This is a genomic window from Vibrio sp. MED222 (genome assembly GCF_000153005.1).
Classification (GTDB): Bacteria; Pseudomonadota; Gammaproteobacteria; order Enterobacterales; family Vibrionaceae; genus Vibrio; species Vibrio tasmaniensis_A.
The window spans coordinates 767,821-784,660 of the sequence record NZ_CH902608.1 but is presented as its reverse complement, the minus strand read 5'-3'; the positions used below and the strand labels follow the sequence as shown (position 1 = coordinate 784,660).

17 protein-coding genes are annotated in these 16,840 nt (G+C 44.9%); 4 read left to right on the top strand and 13 right to left on the bottom strand.

Annotation, left to right across the window (positions count from 1 at the left end; all coding sequences use genetic code 11):
* Positions 1–114: 114 nt before the first annotated feature.
* Positions 115–621: a DUF2780 domain-containing protein gene (locus tag MED222_RS07100; RefSeq protein WP_009847779.1), complete on the bottom strand. Its 507-nt coding sequence runs from the start codon at positions 619–621 to the stop codon at positions 115–117.
* 134 nt (positions 622–755) lie between these two features.
* Positions 756–1,376 (bottom strand): FKBP-type peptidyl-prolyl cis-trans isomerase, encoded by a 621-nt coding sequence (locus tag MED222_RS07105; protein WP_008220519.1) that lies wholly within the window; start codon positions 1,374–1,376, stop codon positions 756–758.
* Positions 1,377–1,589: 213 nt separating this feature from the next.
* Between MED222_RS07105 and MED222_RS07110 the strand changes: the two genes are divergently transcribed.
* Positions 1,590–2,168 (top strand): LysM-like peptidoglycan-binding domain-containing protein, encoded by a 579-nt coding sequence (locus MED222_RS07110; RefSeq protein ID WP_009847778.1) that lies wholly within the window; start codon positions 1,590–1,592, stop codon positions 2,166–2,168.
* A gap of 59 nt (positions 2,169–2,227) precedes the next feature.
* Here MED222_RS07110 and MED222_RS07115 read toward each other — a convergent pair whose 3' ends face one another.
* The 11 genes from MED222_RS07115 to MED222_RS07165 all read right to left on the bottom strand — a co-directional run bounded on the left by MED222_RS07115 (position 2,228) and on the right by MED222_RS07165 (position 12,240).
* The gene (locus MED222_RS07115; RefSeq protein WP_009847777.1) at positions 2,228–3,076 is read right to left on the bottom strand and encodes a DMT family transporter; all 849 of its coding nucleotides are present in this window, start codon (positions 3,074–3,076) and stop codon (positions 2,228–2,230) included.
* On the bottom strand, positions 3,076–3,528 hold the full coding sequence (locus MED222_RS07120) for a GNAT family N-acetyltransferase (RefSeq protein WP_009847776.1): 453 nt from the start codon (positions 3,526–3,528) through the stop codon (positions 3,076–3,078). The genes MED222_RS07115 and MED222_RS07120 overlap by 1 nt, the downstream gene beginning before the upstream one ends.
* A 57-nt stretch (positions 3,529–3,585) precedes the next feature.
* Positions 3,586–4,152 (bottom strand): Crp/Fnr family transcriptional regulator, encoded by a 567-nt coding sequence (locus MED222_RS07125; RefSeq protein ID WP_009847775.1) that lies wholly within the window; start codon positions 4,150–4,152, stop codon positions 3,586–3,588.
* Positions 4,153–4,223: 71 nt separating this feature from the next.
* Positions 4,224–5,978, bottom strand: a complete 1,755-nt coding sequence (locus MED222_RS07130; protein WP_009847774.1) for a lysophospholipid acyltransferase family protein — start codon at positions 5,976–5,978, stop codon at positions 4,224–4,226.
* A gap of 12 nt (positions 5,979–5,990) precedes the next feature.
* On the bottom strand, positions 5,991–6,434 hold the full coding sequence (locus MED222_RS07135) for a hypothetical protein (RefSeq protein WP_004735264.1): 444 nt from the start codon (positions 6,432–6,434) through the stop codon (positions 5,991–5,993).
* 10 nt (positions 6,435–6,444) lie between these two features.
* The gene (locus MED222_RS07140; RefSeq protein ID WP_009847773.1) at positions 6,445–6,882 is read right to left on the bottom strand and encodes a YHS domain-containing (seleno)protein; all 438 of its coding nucleotides are present in this window, start codon (positions 6,880–6,882) and stop codon (positions 6,445–6,447) included.
* A gap of 12 nt (positions 6,883–6,894) precedes the next feature.
* Positions 6,895–7,644 carry an NRDE family protein gene (locus MED222_RS07145; protein ID WP_009847772.1) on the bottom strand — a complete coding sequence of 250 codons (750 nt, stop codon included), beginning with the start codon at positions 7,642–7,644 and terminating at the stop codon, positions 6,895–6,897.
* Positions 7,645–7,646: 2 nt separating this feature from the next.
* On the bottom strand, positions 7,647–8,189 hold the full coding sequence (locus MED222_RS07150; RefSeq protein ID WP_032555274.1) for a hypothetical protein: 543 nt from the start codon (positions 8,187–8,189) through the stop codon (positions 7,647–7,649).
* A 19-nt stretch (positions 8,190–8,208) separates the two neighbouring features.
* The gene (locus tag MED222_RS07155) at positions 8,209–9,342 is read right to left on the bottom strand and encodes an ATP-grasp domain-containing protein (RefSeq protein WP_009847770.1); all 1,134 of its coding nucleotides are present in this window, start codon (positions 9,340–9,342) and stop codon (positions 8,209–8,211) included.
* Positions 9,339–9,926 (bottom strand): DedA family protein, encoded by a 588-nt coding sequence (locus MED222_RS07160; protein WP_009847769.1) that lies wholly within the window; start codon positions 9,924–9,926, stop codon positions 9,339–9,341. Before MED222_RS07160 ends, MED222_RS07155 begins: the two co-directional genes overlap by 4 nt.
* A 337-nt stretch (positions 9,927–10,263) precedes the next feature.
* Entirely contained in the window at positions 10,264–12,240 is a 1,977-nt protein-coding gene (locus MED222_RS07165; protein WP_009847768.1) for a bifunctional 2',3'-cyclic-nucleotide 2'-phosphodiesterase/3'-nucleotidase, read from the bottom strand.
* A 415-nt stretch (positions 12,241–12,655) separates the two neighbouring features.
* Here MED222_RS07165 and cysD point away from each other — a divergent pair, with 415 nt between their 5' ends.
* The 3 genes from cysD (at position 12,656) to MED222_RS07180 (ending at position 16,839) form a co-directional block, all read left to right on the top strand.
* Complete coding sequence (gene cysD / locus MED222_RS07170) at positions 12,656–13,600, top strand: sulfate adenylyltransferase subunit CysD (RefSeq protein WP_226088532.1); 945 nt, start codon at positions 12,656–12,658, stop codon at positions 13,598–13,600.
* A gap of 18 nt (positions 13,601–13,618) precedes the next feature.
* The gene (cysN, locus tag MED222_RS07175; protein WP_009847767.1) at positions 13,619–15,049 is read left to right on the top strand and encodes a sulfate adenylyltransferase subunit CysN; all 1,431 of its coding nucleotides are present in this window, start codon (positions 13,619–13,621) and stop codon (positions 15,047–15,049) included.
* Between the two features lie 65 nt (positions 15,050–15,114).
* Positions 15,115–16,839: an SLC13 family permease gene (locus tag MED222_RS07180; protein ID WP_009847766.1), complete on the top strand. Its 1,725-nt coding sequence runs from the start codon at positions 15,115–15,117 to the stop codon at positions 16,837–16,839.
* Position 16,840 lies beyond the last annotated feature (1 nt).

Here is a 16,840-nt window from a genome sequence, read left to right as displayed (position 1 = left end):
TATCTCGTATCTCGTATCTCGTATCTCGTATCTCGTATCTCTTTTGTTCAACGCACAAAAAAGAGCACCGAAGCGCCCTTTAAGCATTTTAAATCAATTATTAATCACTGCTTATTACAGCCAAATAGCTTCGAGTGAATCAACGAGACCGCTTGTTGCGCCTTGTGACTCTAGCCCTTGAATAATGATTGGTGCAAACGCAGCAACCATTGATGAATCCATACCTAATCCTGAAAATGCATTTTCAACAGATGTTTTTGAGTCCAATACTGACGTTAAACCGGTAGAATCAAGCGTCGACATTCCAGGGAAAAGCATTTCGAGCTCTTGGTTGTCAAAGTTATCAAGGGTATTCTGGGCAAGTGCTAGCATGGAACCTACTCCACCTATAGCTTGCTCATTTGTTACAGATTCTTTGTCACTTAGGGAATTAGCAAGGGTGCTCGTAAATGGTGTTGCTTCATTTTTTTGAGACCACATGTCTACAGCGGTCATAAGGGCTGTTTGTGATAGTTGGGAATAGTTAATATCAGAAGTTGAACTAACTTGTTCTGACTCGCTAGTACTAGCGCAAGATACCACAGCAAGGCTGCTTAAAACGGTGATGAGTACTTTCTTCATTATTCGTCCTTAAGTAATAAAGTAATTTACTCTTTCACTATAAACGAAAAACGGCGATGTAGTCACATCGCCGTTGAGCTAATTCAGTCTAATTTACCTATAGTTTTTTGTTTTACTAAAGGTTTTTATAGAAATTAAAGAATTGCTAGAAGTTCTACTTCGAATACTAGAGCAGCAAATGGTGGGATTGCAGCACCTGCGCCACGCTCACCGTATGCTAGATCTTGAGGGATGTATAGCTTCCACTTAGAGCCAACAGGCATCATTTGTAGAGCTTGTACCCAACCTTGAATTACGCCAGTTACTGGGAATTCAGCAGGTTGACCGCGAGATACAGAGCTATCGAAAACTGTACCGTCAGTTAGTTCGCCGTGGTAGTGAACGCGCACTTGCTTGTCTGCAGTTGGGATTTCGCCAGTACCTTCAGTTAGTACTTCGTACTGAAGACCAGACTCAAGAACTGTAACTTCTGAACGAAGAGCGTTGTCAGCTAGGAAAGCTTCGCCGTCAGCAGCAGCAGCTTTAGCTAGTTCTTGACGTGCAGCTTCACCACGAGTGTGTAGCTCTTGTAGTGCGTTGTTGATTTCGTCAACTTCGATAGCTGGCATGTCGCCAACTAGAGCTGTTGCGATACCAGCAGCGATTGCATCAACGTTTAGGCCTTCAAGACCAGAACCAGCAAGTTGTTGGCCCATTTGTAGACCGATACCGTAGCTAGCTTTTTGCTCTACAGTTTCAAATTTTACTTCAGACATGAAAAGTCACTCTTTTTGTCAGTACGAAAAGGGTAAGAATACCAGTATTAGCAGCCTGAATAAACGGCTAGCCTCTGATCACTTACGCTTTACCGTGTCCAAATCACAGCTATGTCAATTTTCTTGCTTTGCTCTCTGTTGTCGCGGAAAGATCTATACTGTTGGTACTTTGGTTTTTATACTGTAGTTATTCAATGTATAGGACGCAGTGGCATGAATCGTCGTCAAAAGAAAAAACATAAAGTAGACCACTTAGCAGAGTTCAAGGACCGACTGAATCAGGTCAAAGAGAAACTAAGCTCGATCGATCTAAAGAAAATGAAAACCTCATCAGTGCAAACTTGGGGATCATTGCCGAAATTACACCAGAAATTATTGATGGTGATTTCGCCGATCATATTAATCTTATTGTTTGCACCGCTACCAGAGCCTAAAGTAGACAACGCACCAGCAACATCTCGTGTTGAGCTTGAGATAAATACTGTTGGCTTAAGCGAGCAGAAAAATGCTAAAAGTAATTCTTCTGAGCCAACCAGTTGGCAAGAGTATCTTGTTAAGCAAGGAGATACGTTAGCTCAAGTGTTCCGAAATAATGATCTTCCGCTGTCTGATCTTAACGCTTTGGTTCGTATTGAAGGTGCAGACAAGCCGCTTAGCCAGATTCGTAAAGGCCAGCTGGTTCGATTCAAACTAGCCGAGACTGGGCAACTAGACATTCTTCAGCTTGAGAAAGGCAATACTTCGGTGATGTTTTTCCGGTTATCAGATGGTGGCTTTGGTCGCAGTAAATAGATGAATAGTGAACCTGAGTTAAAGCACTTCACCAGACACATATAAACGATAGAAAAGAGCTAAGCATTAGCTCTTTTTTTTGGTCGCTTGAAAGGGGCGAGTGGCAAGATGATGAGCATAATACCGATAAAGGTTAACGTATCTGGTATCTCATCAAACCATATTGCACCTATTAACGCGACAAACACCAGTCCTGAATACTCAGCCAAGGCAATTTGGCTAGAGTGTGCTTTTTGGTAGGCAGCAACCGCAAGGCCGTTGTAACTCAAGATTAACGTTGCACTGAGTGCTATGTATCCCAAATGCTCCACCGATACCGGTTGCCAGTATAGGAAGCACAGTACCAATGATGCTGGAATAGAGAATAACGTTGTCCACCACAGCGTAGTGATCACCGTTTGCTCACTCGGAAGCTTTCTTACCAATACATTGAACAGTGCGAGCGTCAGAGCTGTGCCTAATGCAAACAATGCAGCCCAATGAAATTGCGATGGCCTCAAGACAATCAATGCACCAATAAAACCGATAGTGGTGGCGATGACCTTGCCAAGTGCTGGTTGCTCTTTCAGTAGAAACATAGATAGAGGCAGCATCAATAAGGGCGCGACATAAAATACAGCGTTGGCGGTAGCCAAAGATAAGTGGGTAATCGCGACAACCATACATCCACTGCCAATTAGTATTAGCTGTCCGCGTATGATGGTCACTTTGGCTTGCTGTAAGCGTCGTTGTTCCTTTTTCTGCTGTAGCCACAAAGGGGTGATGATGAGCAGAGATATCAACTGTCGGAAAAAAATATACTGTAAGGGCGGTACTTCGCCATTCAACAGTTTTACCGCTACGTCGGAAAGTGAGGCAAACAAGTTACCTGCAACCAACAATAGAATACCGACAGTGATATTCGTCATTACTTTTCTAATCTCATGTCTACATGCGGAATATCGTCTTCCAGATACATCTCAGAGATAGTTTCGAACCCGTGACTCGCATAGAAGTTTTCTAGGTGTTGTTGCGCGCCAATATCGATGGTCTTGCTCGGCCAAAGAGTCTCACAGCGTGTTAACGCTTCTTTGATCAATTGATGACCCAAGCCATCACCTCTTGCTGATTGCTTGGTCGCCACTCGGCCTATGCTGGTATTGTCGTAAGAAGTACCGGGTGGTAACAAACGGGCACACGCCACTAGCTCTGCATCAGCATAGCCAAGCAAGTGTTCAACACCTACGAGTGTATCTTTACCATCGAGTTCTGGATAAGGGCAAGTTTGTTCAACTACAAATACATCGACTCGTAATTTAAGTAGTTGATAAAGCTGTTGTGTTGAAAGTTCAGAGAAAGGAATTGAGTGCCAAGTGATCATGTTTACATCCAGAGATTATCGATGCTCTGAATGTACTATGTGCGATGATTGTTGGCATTAACTATTGTTAATTCGACCTTTAATTCTGCTCAGACTGATCGCGGTTATACCTAGGTAAGCCGCAATTTGATTGTCGTTCAAGCGCTGTTCAAGGTCGGGGTAATGTTCGCAGAAAAGTTGATAGCGTTGCTCTGGGGTATAAAGCAACATAAAGCGTTCTTTGTTTTCCTTGTGCATCAGCTGAGTTTCTAACAGCTTTAAATACAGAGGGTTATTTGATGCACGCCACTCGATAACCGCATTCATTGGCAGTTCTAACATTGTGATGGGTGTGAGCGTTTCTAGTAGGTAAGGGGACGCTTGGTTCTTTATCAAACTCTCAAAGCCGATGATCCAGTCTTGTTCCCAGTAGAACTCTTTGCTGTATTGCTTACCGTCATTAGTGAGATAACAAGCGTGGCATAAGCCTTCAAGTACAAAGTAGATTGAATTCGCCATCTCACCTTGATTGATCAGGATGTGTCGGGTTGGTAGCTCAAGCGGCTTCGCGACAGCTAATAGAGATTCAATCTGACTCTCAGAGAAGTCAAAGCTTTGTAGTTGTTCGATAAAAGAGGTGTGCATGAAAATAACCTAACCCAAATAAGTGCCGAAATCATCGCACTTATTTGGAGAGAGGTACAGAGCAGGCTAAATCAGCGTCGAGCGTGCTGCTCTAGATAATCTTGAGCGAGGTCTCTGCCCATGTATTTGCCTAGGGTTTTCAATGGTACTTTCTTAAGATTAACCACAATCAAGCCATCCAAGGCATCATTAAAAGATGGATCGACGTTAAAGCACACAAGTTTACCGTTCATCCCTAAGTATTGGCGTAGCAGTACCGGTAGGCCTTTCCCTTGCTCCATACGAGCCAACACTTTAGAAAGCAGAGGGACACTCGCCAATGACGATAGCAGGTGATTCTGCCAGAACACATTATTACTGGTATTGAGTGGTGACGAAGGAGAAACCAGGTTCGCCTTTTGTTCATCGTAATGGTGTATGGATAGGGTAGTCGCAATCAACAGACGCGCATTGTGGCTGTAATCATTACTGATACTGACTGGGCCGAATAGGTGAGTGTATTGAGGATGACGATACACGAAGGCCGCGATACCTTTCCACAATAGTAATAGCGAGTTAAGGCTCTTTTGATAAGGCTTGCTCACTACAGAACGCCCAAGCTCGATACTGTTGTCTAAGGTATCGATGAATTCTTGATTGTAGTTAAACAGGCTACGAGAGTAGAGCTTATCAAGTCCGTGCTCAGCGATGAGCTTGTCGACCATACCAAGTCGGTATGCACCCACTAATTCAGCCTTGGTTTTATTCCAAACAAACAGTTGGTGGTAGTAAAGGTCATACTCATCTAAATCACAGGCAAGCCCGCTGCCTTCTCCGACTTCTCGGAAACTCTCTTCTCTAACTCGACCAATTTCGCGCATTAAGTTAGGAATAGATTGGCTTGGCGTACAGTAGACCTCGAAGTCTCCTTGCTCAAGTAACTTCATCTCTTCAGGAAGAGAATCGACCTCTATTGCCAACACTTCTGGTGGAATAGGCGCAATCACTTGGGTGTCAAAAGAGGGCGCGTGGATTGGCGTATTCGGGCTATCTTGTTGACTCATTAGGTAGGTATTGAGTCGTAGGTAGTTGACGATATCCATCTCTTTTTCAAACGATCTGATCTCTGAATACGGAATCGAAGAGCCAATCGAGATAGAGATAGTCGTCGCCTGTTTATTAAGAAGTTCACGGCCAAGTAAAGCCGTTCTCAGTAGTGGGTGAACACGGCCCGCTTGGTAGAAAAGCTCACTGTTCTTGCCATTGATAAAGATAGGCACCGTGGTGGCTTGGTGACGCTTAACAAACTTTGCGACTGATTTGCTCCACTCGATGTCTGTTAGTGTCTTGGCCCCTTTACGGTAACTCGATACTTCGCCAGCAGGGAACACAATCAAGAGTCCACCGTCTGCTAAATGACGATTGGCATCTCGAATAGCTTTAGCATTGGTGCGTTTCGATTCTTTACTGTTAAAGACATCGACCCCAATAAACAGATCATCCAGTTCAGGCAGTCGCTTGAGCAACTCATTTGCCAACACCTTCACATCCTTTCGTACCGATCCTACGAGATCAGCAAGGATCACGCCTTCAATTGCACCAAGCGGGTGGTTAGCCACAATGACTACTGGCCCTTGTTCAGGGATATTATCAGTGGCGCCTGCTGAAACGGAATAGTCGATATTCAATGCTGACAAGGTGTGATGCATGAATTCAAAGCTAGATAACTCATCAGGTCTATCTTGATAGAGCTTATCTAGCTTAGATAGCCCAGTTGCCCACTCGACAACAGACTCACCTAAACCAAAAGGCGTGTAACGTGGTAAACGAAAAGGACTATCAATCATAATGAAGCTACCTTATTGACTAAAGTTGTTTAGGAAACCGTCTTGATTCTTGAAATCTTTTACACTTAAAAATGCACCGCAAAGCCATACTAGGCATGCCATGCCAAACAGTAATCCGCCGTCATAACCGACAATTTCACCCGCTGCGTTAAACTCAGGCATTTGAATACCGAGCGGCGTAAACAGATGGAAAAATATCGCGCCACTCATAATCCCCACACTCATGATGGCACCCAGACCATGCCAACGAGTAAACAACAAAATGGCCGCAATCAATTCAGCGAACCCAATCAAGTAGCCGCCAAATGAACCGAACCAACTTAAGCCAGACCATGTCGCCAAGGTGCCAAAGATATGCTCAGTCTCGTATGAGCCTGTGAACTTAAAAAACAGCGACTGAACAAATACGAAAGCGATAAATGCCGCAGGAATATGTTTAGCTGGAGTGAATGTCATGGTTATTCCCTTATTTGATCAGTTGCGGCCAAACGGTGTCGGCTTTTTGAATATGCTGTGCTCGGTCTTGTTCCCAACGCTGTTTAATCTCTTGGTCGTAGTTGAGGTAAAGCTTGTTATCAACAATTGTCCATTGGTTCGGGTCACCGGGTGCAAAGTCACTTTTTGCTGAAACAGCCCAAGCGCAATAACCCCCATATTGAGGGGCATATTTTTCAGGATTATTAACAAATAAAGTCAGATTCTTTTCAGAAGAGAAATACCAGTCCGCGCCTTTGTACTCGGTGCTGAATTTTTTACTGCCTTCAAGAGGCTTACCTGAAGTGAAATAAGCCACAGTGTCGTAGCCATCGAGCGCCTTACTGCTAAAGAACCCGGTGTAGATTTCATCGGCGGCAAATACATATGGGCTAACAAGTAGCATGACCATGGTTAATAGTTTTCTCATGATGGACTCCATCTATAGATTGATTACGGGTGATAAATCGAAGGTAAAGCGCTGTTGATTTATCTGGCATGGCTTAATGGGTTCACAAGGCGAGCCGGGTGCATAAAACATCGAGGCTTGGCCATGTAGATTACGTAAGTGTGTAAAGCTCACCGTATGTGCGTCTTCACGATGCATACAGGTCGCTAAATGAGGCTGTTCGCTGTGATGGTGAGAGTGAAATTGAAGTAAGTTCTGTTGATTATTACCTGTTTCCATAAGCTGATCGTATTTTGCTTGTCGGTAGGTTTGCACTCGCTCTAAATCAACACCGGATGAGAAGAGTGGAGAATCGGTGTCGACGATGTGCTGTTGAATACCATCCCACATGTAGGCGATAACCAAACCATTGTTCTGAGTTAAATTCGGCGCGAAAGCCAACAAGGTGAATGGAGCAAAAGAGTGCAGGTCGAGCTGATGAAATGCTTCAGAGAGCTGACTGATGTTACGACTCGATGATAGATTCTTGAGTAGCAAACCACGGCTGACTAAAGGTCCAACAGGCACTATGCCTTGATAGTTATTGAGTAGGCATAGTGAAAGCCCGAACTCATTGATACTGATCCAGCTACCACCGCCAGTTGGGTCGAGTGGCATGATGATATCGACACCGTTGACTCGATACTGTTTAGGCGGCATTGCTAGTGCTCGCGTTTTTTGTTCGTCACGGTTAAAAAAGACCTGATAACCATTTTCTTCAAGCAGCCAAGATACTGAACACATGATTATTGCTCCCTCAGATAGCTGCTGGTGGTTGGGGCATAACCAAAGGTATTGCATGTTTCGACATCAAGAAAGGTCGTGATCACCTTGATCATCGCATAGTGATGATTGGCATGAAGAGCAGCAAAGGTGACCTCTCTTTCTAACGTAGAAGGCAGGCTGGCGAATACTTGTGTATCCATTGAAACTTCGGTTTGGATCATGATAGGCGCTTCGAGATCTCTGCGGTCTAATCGTTCAAGCCAGTTGATCACATAATGGATCTCTTTTACTGCAGTTGAGCGGTCGTATTCGACGGGATGACCACGACGACGAGTGTTGTAATCAACGGTCGCATTCTCTTTTAAGATTAAGGCGTGAAAAAGATCGAGCGTGTGACGAGTATGCTCACCAATAGAGCTTGTGACATGCGGCTTTGCTCGTGTCAGATAGTCGCTGTCAGATATCGCTAACAAAAACTCTAGACCCTGATTCAATATCTCTACCGCTCCTTTGATACTAGGAGAGAAAGAAGTGAGGGCGCTCGGTTGGGCTATGGGGTTCATTCATGGTCCTCGTACAAAGTTAGTCAGTGGTCGGATATTGTTGAACAAGACGTCGCTCTTCTTTCCACGCAGCGAATAAGCTCTTGAAAGAGGGAGTCTTATGGCCTCGTTGTTTTTGCTGAGCGCCAATATCAAAAAGAATGCGGTATTGCAGGAGTAGCGTAGAAAATATCTCTCGCAGCGGTGTGTTGCGATCCCAGATATGCCCAGCCTCACTGCTTGCGCCATTGACCTCAAGGATCGTGAAATCCTCGCCGTTCATTAGGCTGTGCATGTCTTTAAACTTGACGTCGAGTCGGCCAAAATGAAAACCATCGAAGTCATCGAATATCTCGTCTAAACGTTCAGTTAAAGCCTGAGTAATGTATTGATTGCCATCGCGGAAGATGCAGCCACGGCTATGGCTACCTGCGAACGCGAGTTGGAACTCTTCGCCCTCTGCGAGCACGTGATCCAATTTATCTTCATGCCTTGGTAGATAAAGGTGGCTGAGTTGCCCAGCACGCGGGCTATTTTCAATTAACTGCTTGAGTGTCGACTTGCCATCACCCATCACCATTGGCGCATATTTGAGTGTGATCGAGATGATCTCGCCTTGCTTTTTGTTTGGGTAACGAACATAGAAAACGCCAGCTTCTGCCTGATAAGGCGCCTTTTCTTGCAGTAGAAAGCGAGCATTATTTGGGAAAGATTCAACATATTGCTCAAGTTGATCTTGTGTGTTGATCAGCTTGACGCCAACGCCTCGACAGCCAAGATCTGGTTTCGCTACAATCGGGAAATCAAGATCGGATTGTATGAGTGCGCTGCGTGCATCTTCAGCTTGTTTCTTACCGCTGAGATCCGTTTTGGTGAGGGTGATAAACGGAGAGATCCAACGCTGACTTGAAGATCCGGCAAGGCTTAATATCTCGTGTTTTGATTCGCCTACCATGCCGCTTAACTTGATGCTTGGGTTGGCAATGAGCGGCAGCGCCCAGTCAAAGTGCCGTAACCCTTGCATCAGGCTTTGAATCACGACTGGCGTGTAGAAGAACCAAGTCGGAAGAAACTCATAAGGAGAGACACTGCGCACGGTATCTTTTTCAAGCAAAGGCATGCCTGCATTGATTTGATGTGCTGGAATGATGCGAATATCTTGCGGTGAACTCATGATAATCCTCTAGAGTAGGTTCTATTCATTAATCGATTGCCGATAAACAGCAAAGCGATGGCACACGGGATGATGATCCATTGATATTCAGAGGCTTGCAGCCACGCTGATGTCCCTAAATAGTAGATGGCAGAGAAGACAATGCCAGTCCAGATCGCGGTGGCGCTGATGACAGCAAACAAGAAAGTAGGCAGTGGGATGGCGAAAAAGCCACTTAAGGTAAACCCGACGGTGCGAAGCCCTGGAATAAAGCGGATAACAAAAAGACTGCTGAATGCGTTCTGACGTAATTTGGTACGAAGCGAACGAAAGTACTTATTAGTGAGGGCTTTATATCGAACACCTCGGAAGTAACGTCCTGATTTACCAAGGTAATAAAGACCGAGATCACCCGTGGCAATACCGATGAAAATAGCAAGCAGCGCATATTGAGGAAGTATTAGACCTTGAGTCGAGATACCTGCCGCCGTAACAATCGCAAGATCTTCAAGCAGATAAGAAAGCGCGATGATGCCAAGCATCAGCCATAGCAGCGACTCCTCTCCTGAATGTAACCATGCTTGAATGCTCTCGACGGTGCTCATCAAATGTCCTTATCTATCCTATAGATGAATGGCTTAACCACCATTCATTGAGTGTAGTAAATTAAATAGACAGGAGGAGCAGATAAAAACTTACAGCTGATTAGTGTTTTTTTGTGTTGGATTTATTCAATTGGTGGTTTGAGTCGTGCTGTTTGACTGCTGTTTGACTGCTGTTTGACTGCTGTTTGAAGCTAAAGGCGTGGCATTTGGAAGCGGGTTGAACGAGAGTTTGTCGTTCGAAAATTAGAGCTTTGGAGTGAACATTTAGAAGAAAAGAAAAAGGCTGAGTCGTTAAACTCAGCCTTTCAGAACGTTAACTATGGATTACTTAAGCAATCTATTTAGTTAGGTCAATCTGGTAAACAGCGAAACCAACATCGTCAGTCGCAACACGTTTCATCGGGTATTGCCCTTTTTCTTTGATGAACTCTGCCGCTTTGTCGCTTGGAGATGTTTCAAAGCGGATATCTAGCTTTTTATCCGTTTTGATTGGCGCAAATGACCAGTTGTTATCAGCCGTTGGGCTCACTTGACCTTGCTCTTTGCTCACTCGAGAGATGTAGTTCGCTAGAACAGTGCGGTTCTCATCTGGTGCATCAAATGCGATGAAGTCTTCACCCGTACCTGGGAACTTATTGCTGTATGCTCGGTAGTTGTTGGTTGCGATCAGGAAGTCTTGCTTCACGTCGATCGGCTTACCTTGGTAAGTTAGACCTACGATACGCTCAGAGCCTTCATTAATAACTTTACAGTTACCATCGTATTTTGCTGGTTGTGTAACATCGATTTGGTACTCAACGCCATCGATGACATCAAAGTTGTAAGTGCGGAAGCCGTCCCATTCAACCAACTGCTGTGGTGCGGTCGAATTAACATCTATTTGTTGGAATTGACCAGCAGAACACTCAAGCCACTCTTTTACTTCGTGGCCTGTTACCTTCATTGCAACTAGCGTGTTCGGGTAAAGGTATAAGTCAGCCGCGTTACGGAATGTCAGTTGACCAGATTCAACTTCAGTGAAGTTCGCTGGGTCATTCTTACGGCCGCCTGCTTTGAATGGTGCAGCTGCTGAAAGTACAGGTGTGCCATCTAAGTCTGGATCACCTTGGATGAACTGCTCAACGTAATCTTTTTGCGCAAGGTTAACGATTTGAACTGTTGGATCGTCTTGTACTAGAGACAAGAAGCTGTACATCACATCATCTGCTTTACCAATAGGTTGGTTAACAAACTCACGAGTACCTGCGTGGTCTTTTTCTAGTGCAGAAACGATGCCTTCATCAGCAGCAGCAAGAGATTTCTTTTCTACCTTGTCGTAGATTGGGCGTGCTTCTGATTGGCCTTTAACGACTTCCCACTTACCGTCTTTTTGTGCAAGTGTTAGATCCATAACACCAACGTGGCTACCCCAGCGGCCTGGCATTACTGCCGCAACGCCGTTCATTGTGCCCGTTTCGTTGTTGATGCCTTGAATGTCATCAAAACCTTTTCCTGGGAATACTGCGTGAGAGTGACCAAATGCGATTGCATCAATGCCGTCTACTTCAGATAGGTAGAAAGTTGAGTTCTCTTCGCCATTTTTGTACGGGTCAGTTGATACGCCTGAGTGAGGGATAGCAACGATTACTTCAGCGCCTTCCGCTTTCATTTGAGGCACTAACTCGTTAGCTGTCTCAATGATATCGCGAGCGATCACTTTGCCTTCAAGGTTCTTCTTATCCCACGTCATGATTTGTGGTGGAACAAAACCGATGTAACCCACTTTTACTTCATGTTTTACGCCAGCAGTATCTTCAAACGTGTGCGTCTTGATGATGTATGGCGTGAAGTAGTGTTCTTTGGTTTCTGCATCGTAAACGTTAGCACTGATGTATGGGAAATCAGCGTCGTTGATCGATTCTTCTAGGAACTCAAGACCATAGTTGAATTCGTGGTTACCTAGGTTTGCAGCGTCATAGCTTAGTTGGTTCATTGCTTTGTATGCAGGGTGAACTTCGCCAGCTTCGATGCCTTTGTCTGCCATGTAGTCACCCATCGGGCTACCTTGCAGTAAGTCACCGTTATCAACTAATACGCTGTTGGTTACTTCGCTTTGAGCTTCTTTTACTAGAGTTGCAGTACGTGCTAAGCCGATTTTTTTCGACGGCTTGTCTTTGTAGTAGTCGTAATCCATTAGGTTGGTATGGATATCCGTCGTTTCTACGACACGTAATTTAATCACTTCATCGGTATCTGGTGTTGTTGTGCAGCCTGCTAAAGTCAGACCAAGACCAGCAAGTACAGCCAATGACAAAGGTTTCATTGCAACTTTCATTTTGGAGCTCCAAAGTGGATTAGTAGAAAATTCGTTGCGTAATGTAACAAAATGGAATGAAACAATGATTACAACGAATGTTAATTCGTGACTTAGATCGATTACTTTATGGTGTTCTGCAAGACGCCTCCCAAAGCTGCTCAATCGATGCGCAACTGATATCGATAATATTAGTCCATTCATTTCACCTGCTTATCGGTAAATCCAATCCCTTATCAGCTTTTCGAATAAAAAATGAAATTTTAGAATTTCCAGTAATATAAGAGGCTCGTCATAATGCCTATATCAAGGACGTATCAGGCAGATGAATAGCAAGGATAGCTCAAAACGAAGCTTCTGTTTTCTTCTAGTGCCAATACTCCCATTCACTCAAGTGGATGAGTTAAATCCCTTGCTTGGCAAGACCAAGTAATGAATTGCTCGTAACGCGAGCCTTAAAGGAAGCACTGAAATGGACCAAGAACGTTTAACCCACCTAAAACAGCTCGAAGCGGAAAGTATTCATATTATCCGTGAAGTAGCGGCTGAGTTTGATAACCCAGTGATGATGTACTCCATCGGAAAAGATTCTTCTGTGATGCTTCATTTAGCTCGCAAAGCGTTTTATCCAGGCAAGATTCCATTCCCGCTATTGCATGTAGATACGGATTGGAAATTCCGCGAGATGATTGAGTTTCGTGATCGTACGGCTAAAAAGTACGGCTTCGACCTTTTAGTACATAAGAACCCTGAAGGTATTGAGATGGGTTGTAGCCCATTTGTACATGGTTCTTCGAAGCACACTGACATCATGAAAACACAGGGCCTTAAGCAGGCGTTAAACAAGTATGGGTTCGATGCGGCTTTTGGTGGTGCGCGTCGTGATGAAGAAAAATCTCGTGCGAAAGAACGTGTTTACTCTTTCCGCGATAAGAACCATACGTGGGATCCAAAAAACCAGCGTCCAGAGCTTTGGCACACCTACAACGGTCAGGTTAATAAGGGCGAAAGCATTCGTGTTTTCCCACTATCTAACTGGACTGAGCTTGATATCTGGCAATACATCTACCTAGAGAGCATCGATATTGTTCCACTTTACCTTTCAGACAAACGCCCTGTGGTTGAGCGTGATGGCATGCTGATCATGGTTGATGATGACCGTATGGAGCTGCAAGAAGGTGAAGTGATTGAAGAGAAAAGCGTTCGTTTTCGTACTTTAGGCTGTTACCCATTAACCGGAGCGGTTGAATCTGAGGCGAATACGCTAACAGGCATTATTGAAGAAATGCTGGTGGCGACGTCTAGTGAGCGTCAAGGTCGAGCGATTGACCATGATCAGTCGGGCTCTATGGAGCTGAAAAAGCGCCAAGGTTATTTCTAAGAATCTAAGGAAAGAAAAATGAATAGTGCAGTAGAAGCCGAATTGGCTGAACTAGGGATTGAAGGTTATCTAAGTCAGCATCAGCATAAATCTATGCTTAGATTTTTAACTTGTGGCTCGGTAGATGACGGTAAAAGTACCTTAATCGGTCGCTTGCTCCATGATACAAAACAGATTTATGAAGATCAGCTAGCAGCGGTTCACTCTGATAGCCAACGAGTGGGTACCACAGGTGAGAAGCCTGATTTAGCACTGCTTGTTGATGGCTTGCAGGCTGAGCGTGAGCAAGGGATTACGATCGATGTGGCTTATCGTTACTTCTCGACTCAAAAGCGTAAATTCATTATTGCTGATACCCCAGGGCATGAGCAGTACACGCGCAACATGGCAACCGGCGCTTCAACGTGTGATCTGGCGGTGATCTTGATTGATGCTCGTAAGGGCGTTCTGGATCAAACCCGTCGTCACTCGTTTATTTCTAACCTACTTGGTTTGAAGCATTTCATCGTCGCAGTCAATAAGATGGATCTGGTGGAGTACTCGCAAGATCGTTTTGAGGAGATTCGCGATCAATATCTAGAGTTTGCTGAAAACCTAGAAGGCGAAACTAATATTCAAATTCTGCCTGTTTCGGCGCTTGAAGGCATTAACGTTGCAGCGCCAAGCAAAGAACTTGCATGGTTCGAAGGTCCATCGCTATTAGAAGTGTTAGAGAACGTAGACATTGACCAAAAACGTTCTGCGGGCGAATTCCGTTTCCCTGTGCAGTATGTCAATCGTCCTAACTTAGATTTCCGTGGCTTTGCCGGCACCGTGGCTTCTGGTCGTGTCAGCGTCGGTGATGAAATCAAGGCGTTGCCTTCAGGTAAAACCTCTAAGGTGGCAAGCATTGTGACCTTTGATGGTGAACTTGAATCAGCACAAGCGGGTTTGGCGGTAACACTGACTCTTGAAGATGAAATCGATATCAGCCGTGGTGATTTGATTGTGCTAGAAAATGCACAGATTGAATCAACCAACCATGTATTGGCAGACATCGTGTGGATGACAGAGCAACCACTGCAACCGGGTAAAGCTTACGACATCAAGATCGCAGGCAAGAAAACCGTCGGTCAGGTTGAAACGGTTCGTCATCAATATGATATCAACAACCTGTCGACTCACGCTGTTGATGAGTTGCCACTGAATGGTATTGGTTTGTGTGAATGGTCATTGAACGAGACCGTCGCGCTGGATAAATACCGTGAGAGTGCGGACACCGGTGGCTTCATCGTTATCGACCGTCTAACCAACGTGACGGTTGGTGCTGGTTTGATTCGAGACCGTTTGGACTCTGTTGAACTGCAAGTCGGTAACTTCTCTGCATTTGAACTTGAGTTCAACGCTCTAGTTCGTAAGCACTTCCCTCATTGGGATGCCAAAGATCTAAGCCAATTACTGAAGTCATAAACGACCAAGTAACAGCTTATTGAATCAGGCGGAAACCGATTGTTTCCGCCATAAAGGACGGGTATATGTGGCAACAAGGATTTGTATTAGCGATTTTGCTCGGCATCATTACTTGCCTGCTCGTTACCCGTATTAAGCCAAGCTTTATCTTTGCTGGCGCGGCTTTTATTGCTTTTATGGCTGGTATGATCGACTTGTCGAGCCTAGCCAATAACTTCACTAACTCCTCGTTACTGACTTTAATTCTTCTGATCCTCGCATCAAGTGCGTTGGAGAAAACTCGCTTAATCAGCTGGGTTAGCCGCAATATCTCTGAAGGTAGGCTAGGTACCGTGGTTGCGAAGTTGGGTATTTCCACAGCGCTACTTTCTTCTTTTACTAATAACACAGCGGTGGTTGTCTCTTTGATCGGTGCGATCAAACGCAATCAACAGCACGCGCCATCTAAGTTACTTATCCCTTTGTCATACGCTGCCATTTTAGGCGGAACCCTGACATTGATCGGCACTTCAACCAATTTGATCATCAATAGTTTTGTTGAAGATGCGGGATTGCCAAGCTTAAACTTTTTCACACCAACCTTGATCGGTTTAGCGGTCTTGGTGGGTGGTGTTTTGATTCTTATCCCTCTGAGTTACTTCTTACCCAGCTACGATGATGGTTCCCAAGATGATTTGCCTTACTTCTTAGAAGCAAGAGTGGAGCCGGGCTCACCACTAGTTGGCCGTAGTGTCAGTGAGAATAACCTTCGAGCACTGAGAAAACTGTTCTTAGCGGAAGTGATTCGAGACGGAAAAACAACCGCGTCTATTGACCCTGATTTTATTCTTCAAGCTCGTGACCGGTTGCTGTTTTGTGGCGACGTTGAAAGCGTAGCGACACTACAAGAAATTCAAGGGTTGACCCTGTTTGGCCAGCATCACCTTAACGGCCAGAGCTTTGTTGAAGTGGTGGTGAGTTCGTCGGCAAGCTTCTGTAATAAAACCCTCAAAACAAGCCAGTTTAGAGACCGTTTCGATGCAGTTGTAGTTGCTATTCGTCGTGGCCATGAGCGCCTTGAAGGTGGGCTAGGGAATATCACATTGACCGCTGGTGATACCTTGATTTTGGTTCCCGGTAAACGCTTTGAAGAACAGCGCCAGCAACACAACAAAGAGTTTGTGTTGATGAATGACTTGGACTCGAGTGCCAAGCTTGATGCCGATAAATCGACGTTTGTATTGCTCGGTTTTGCCAGTGTGATTGGTCTAGCCCTTGCTGAAGTCGTGCCGATTATCAAAGGGCTGGCTGGTTTCTTACTGTTGCTGGTGGCCTTTGGTGTGGTGCAACTGGGTGAACTCCGTCGCCGTTTTCCGGTTGATATTGTGGTGATCGTTGGCTCCGCTCTGTCTATTGCTCAACTGATGATTTCATCTGGGCTGTCTGAGCGTATGGGGCTGATGTTTATGGAAGCCTTTAATGGCTGGGGCGTGTTTGGTGCGTTAGTCGCGACCTATTTTATGACCTTGGTTCTAACAGAACTGGTTACCAATAATGCGGCCGCAGCACTCTCTTTCCCAATCGGCTATAGCATGGCTATCGGCTATGGCGTTGACCCTATGCCATTCATTATGGCGGTTCTATTTGGTGCCAGTGCCAGTTTTATTTCGCCATACGGCTACCAAACTAATTTACTTGTTTATAGCGTAGGTAATTACCATCTCACGGATTATCTACGTATCGGCATCCCAATCTCGATTGTCTATTCGGGCTTGGTGCTGACCCTGATTCCTTACTTTTTCCCATTTTAAT

Coding starts and splice junctions, on each gene's coding strand:
- MED222_RS07125 (WP_009847775.1), bottom strand. CDS start 4,152: ATGCACACCTCTTTTATCGAACAACTACAAAGCTTTGACTTCTCTGAG.
- MED222_RS07140 (WP_009847773.1), bottom strand. CDS start 6,882: ATGAGAAAACTATTAACCATGGTCATGCTACTTGTTAGCCCATATGTA.
- MED222_RS07165 (WP_009847768.1), bottom strand. CDS start 12,240: ATGAAAGTTGCAATGAAACCTTTGTCATTGGCTGTACTTGCTGGTCTT.
- MED222_RS07105 (WP_008220519.1), bottom strand. CDS start 1,376: ATGTCTGAAGTAAAATTTGAAACTGTAGAGCAAAAAGCTAGCTACGGT.
- MED222_RS07120 (WP_009847776.1), bottom strand. CDS start 3,528: ATGATCACTTGGCACTCAATTCCTTTCTCTGAACTTTCAACACAACAG.
- MED222_RS07110 (WP_009847778.1), top strand. CDS start 1,590: ATGAATCGTCGTCAAAAGAAAAAACATAAAGTAGACCACTTAGCAGAG.
- MED222_RS07145 (WP_009847772.1), bottom strand. CDS start 7,644: ATGTGTTCAGTATCTTGGCTGCTTGAAGAAAATGGTTATCAGGTCTTT.
- cysN (WP_009847767.1), top strand. CDS start 13,619: ATGAATAGTGCAGTAGAAGCCGAATTGGCTGAACTAGGGATTGAAGGT.
- MED222_RS07115 (WP_009847777.1), bottom strand. CDS start 3,076: ATGACGAATATCACTGTCGGTATTCTATTGTTGGTTGCAGGTAACTTG.
- MED222_RS07150 (WP_032555274.1), bottom strand. CDS start 8,189: ATGAACCCCATAGCCCAACCGAGCGCCCTCACTTCTTTCTCTCCTAGT.
- MED222_RS07100 (WP_009847779.1), bottom strand. CDS start 621: ATGAAGAAAGTACTCATCACCGTTTTAAGCAGCCTTGCTGTGGTATCT.
- MED222_RS07135 (WP_004735264.1), bottom strand. CDS start 6,434: ATGACATTCACTCCAGCTAAACATATTCCTGCGGCATTTATCGCTTTC.
- MED222_RS07160 (WP_009847769.1), bottom strand. CDS start 9,926: ATGAGCACCGTCGAGAGCATTCAAGCATGGTTACATTCAGGAGAGGAG.
- MED222_RS07180 (WP_009847766.1), top strand. CDS start 15,115: ATGTGGCAACAAGGATTTGTATTAGCGATTTTGCTCGGCATCATTACT.
- MED222_RS07130 (WP_009847774.1), bottom strand. CDS start 5,978: ATGATTGATAGTCCTTTTCGTTTACCACGTTACACGCCTTTTGGTTTA.
- MED222_RS07155 (WP_009847770.1), bottom strand. CDS start 9,342: ATGAGTTCACCGCAAGATATTCGCATCATTCCAGCACATCAAATCAAT.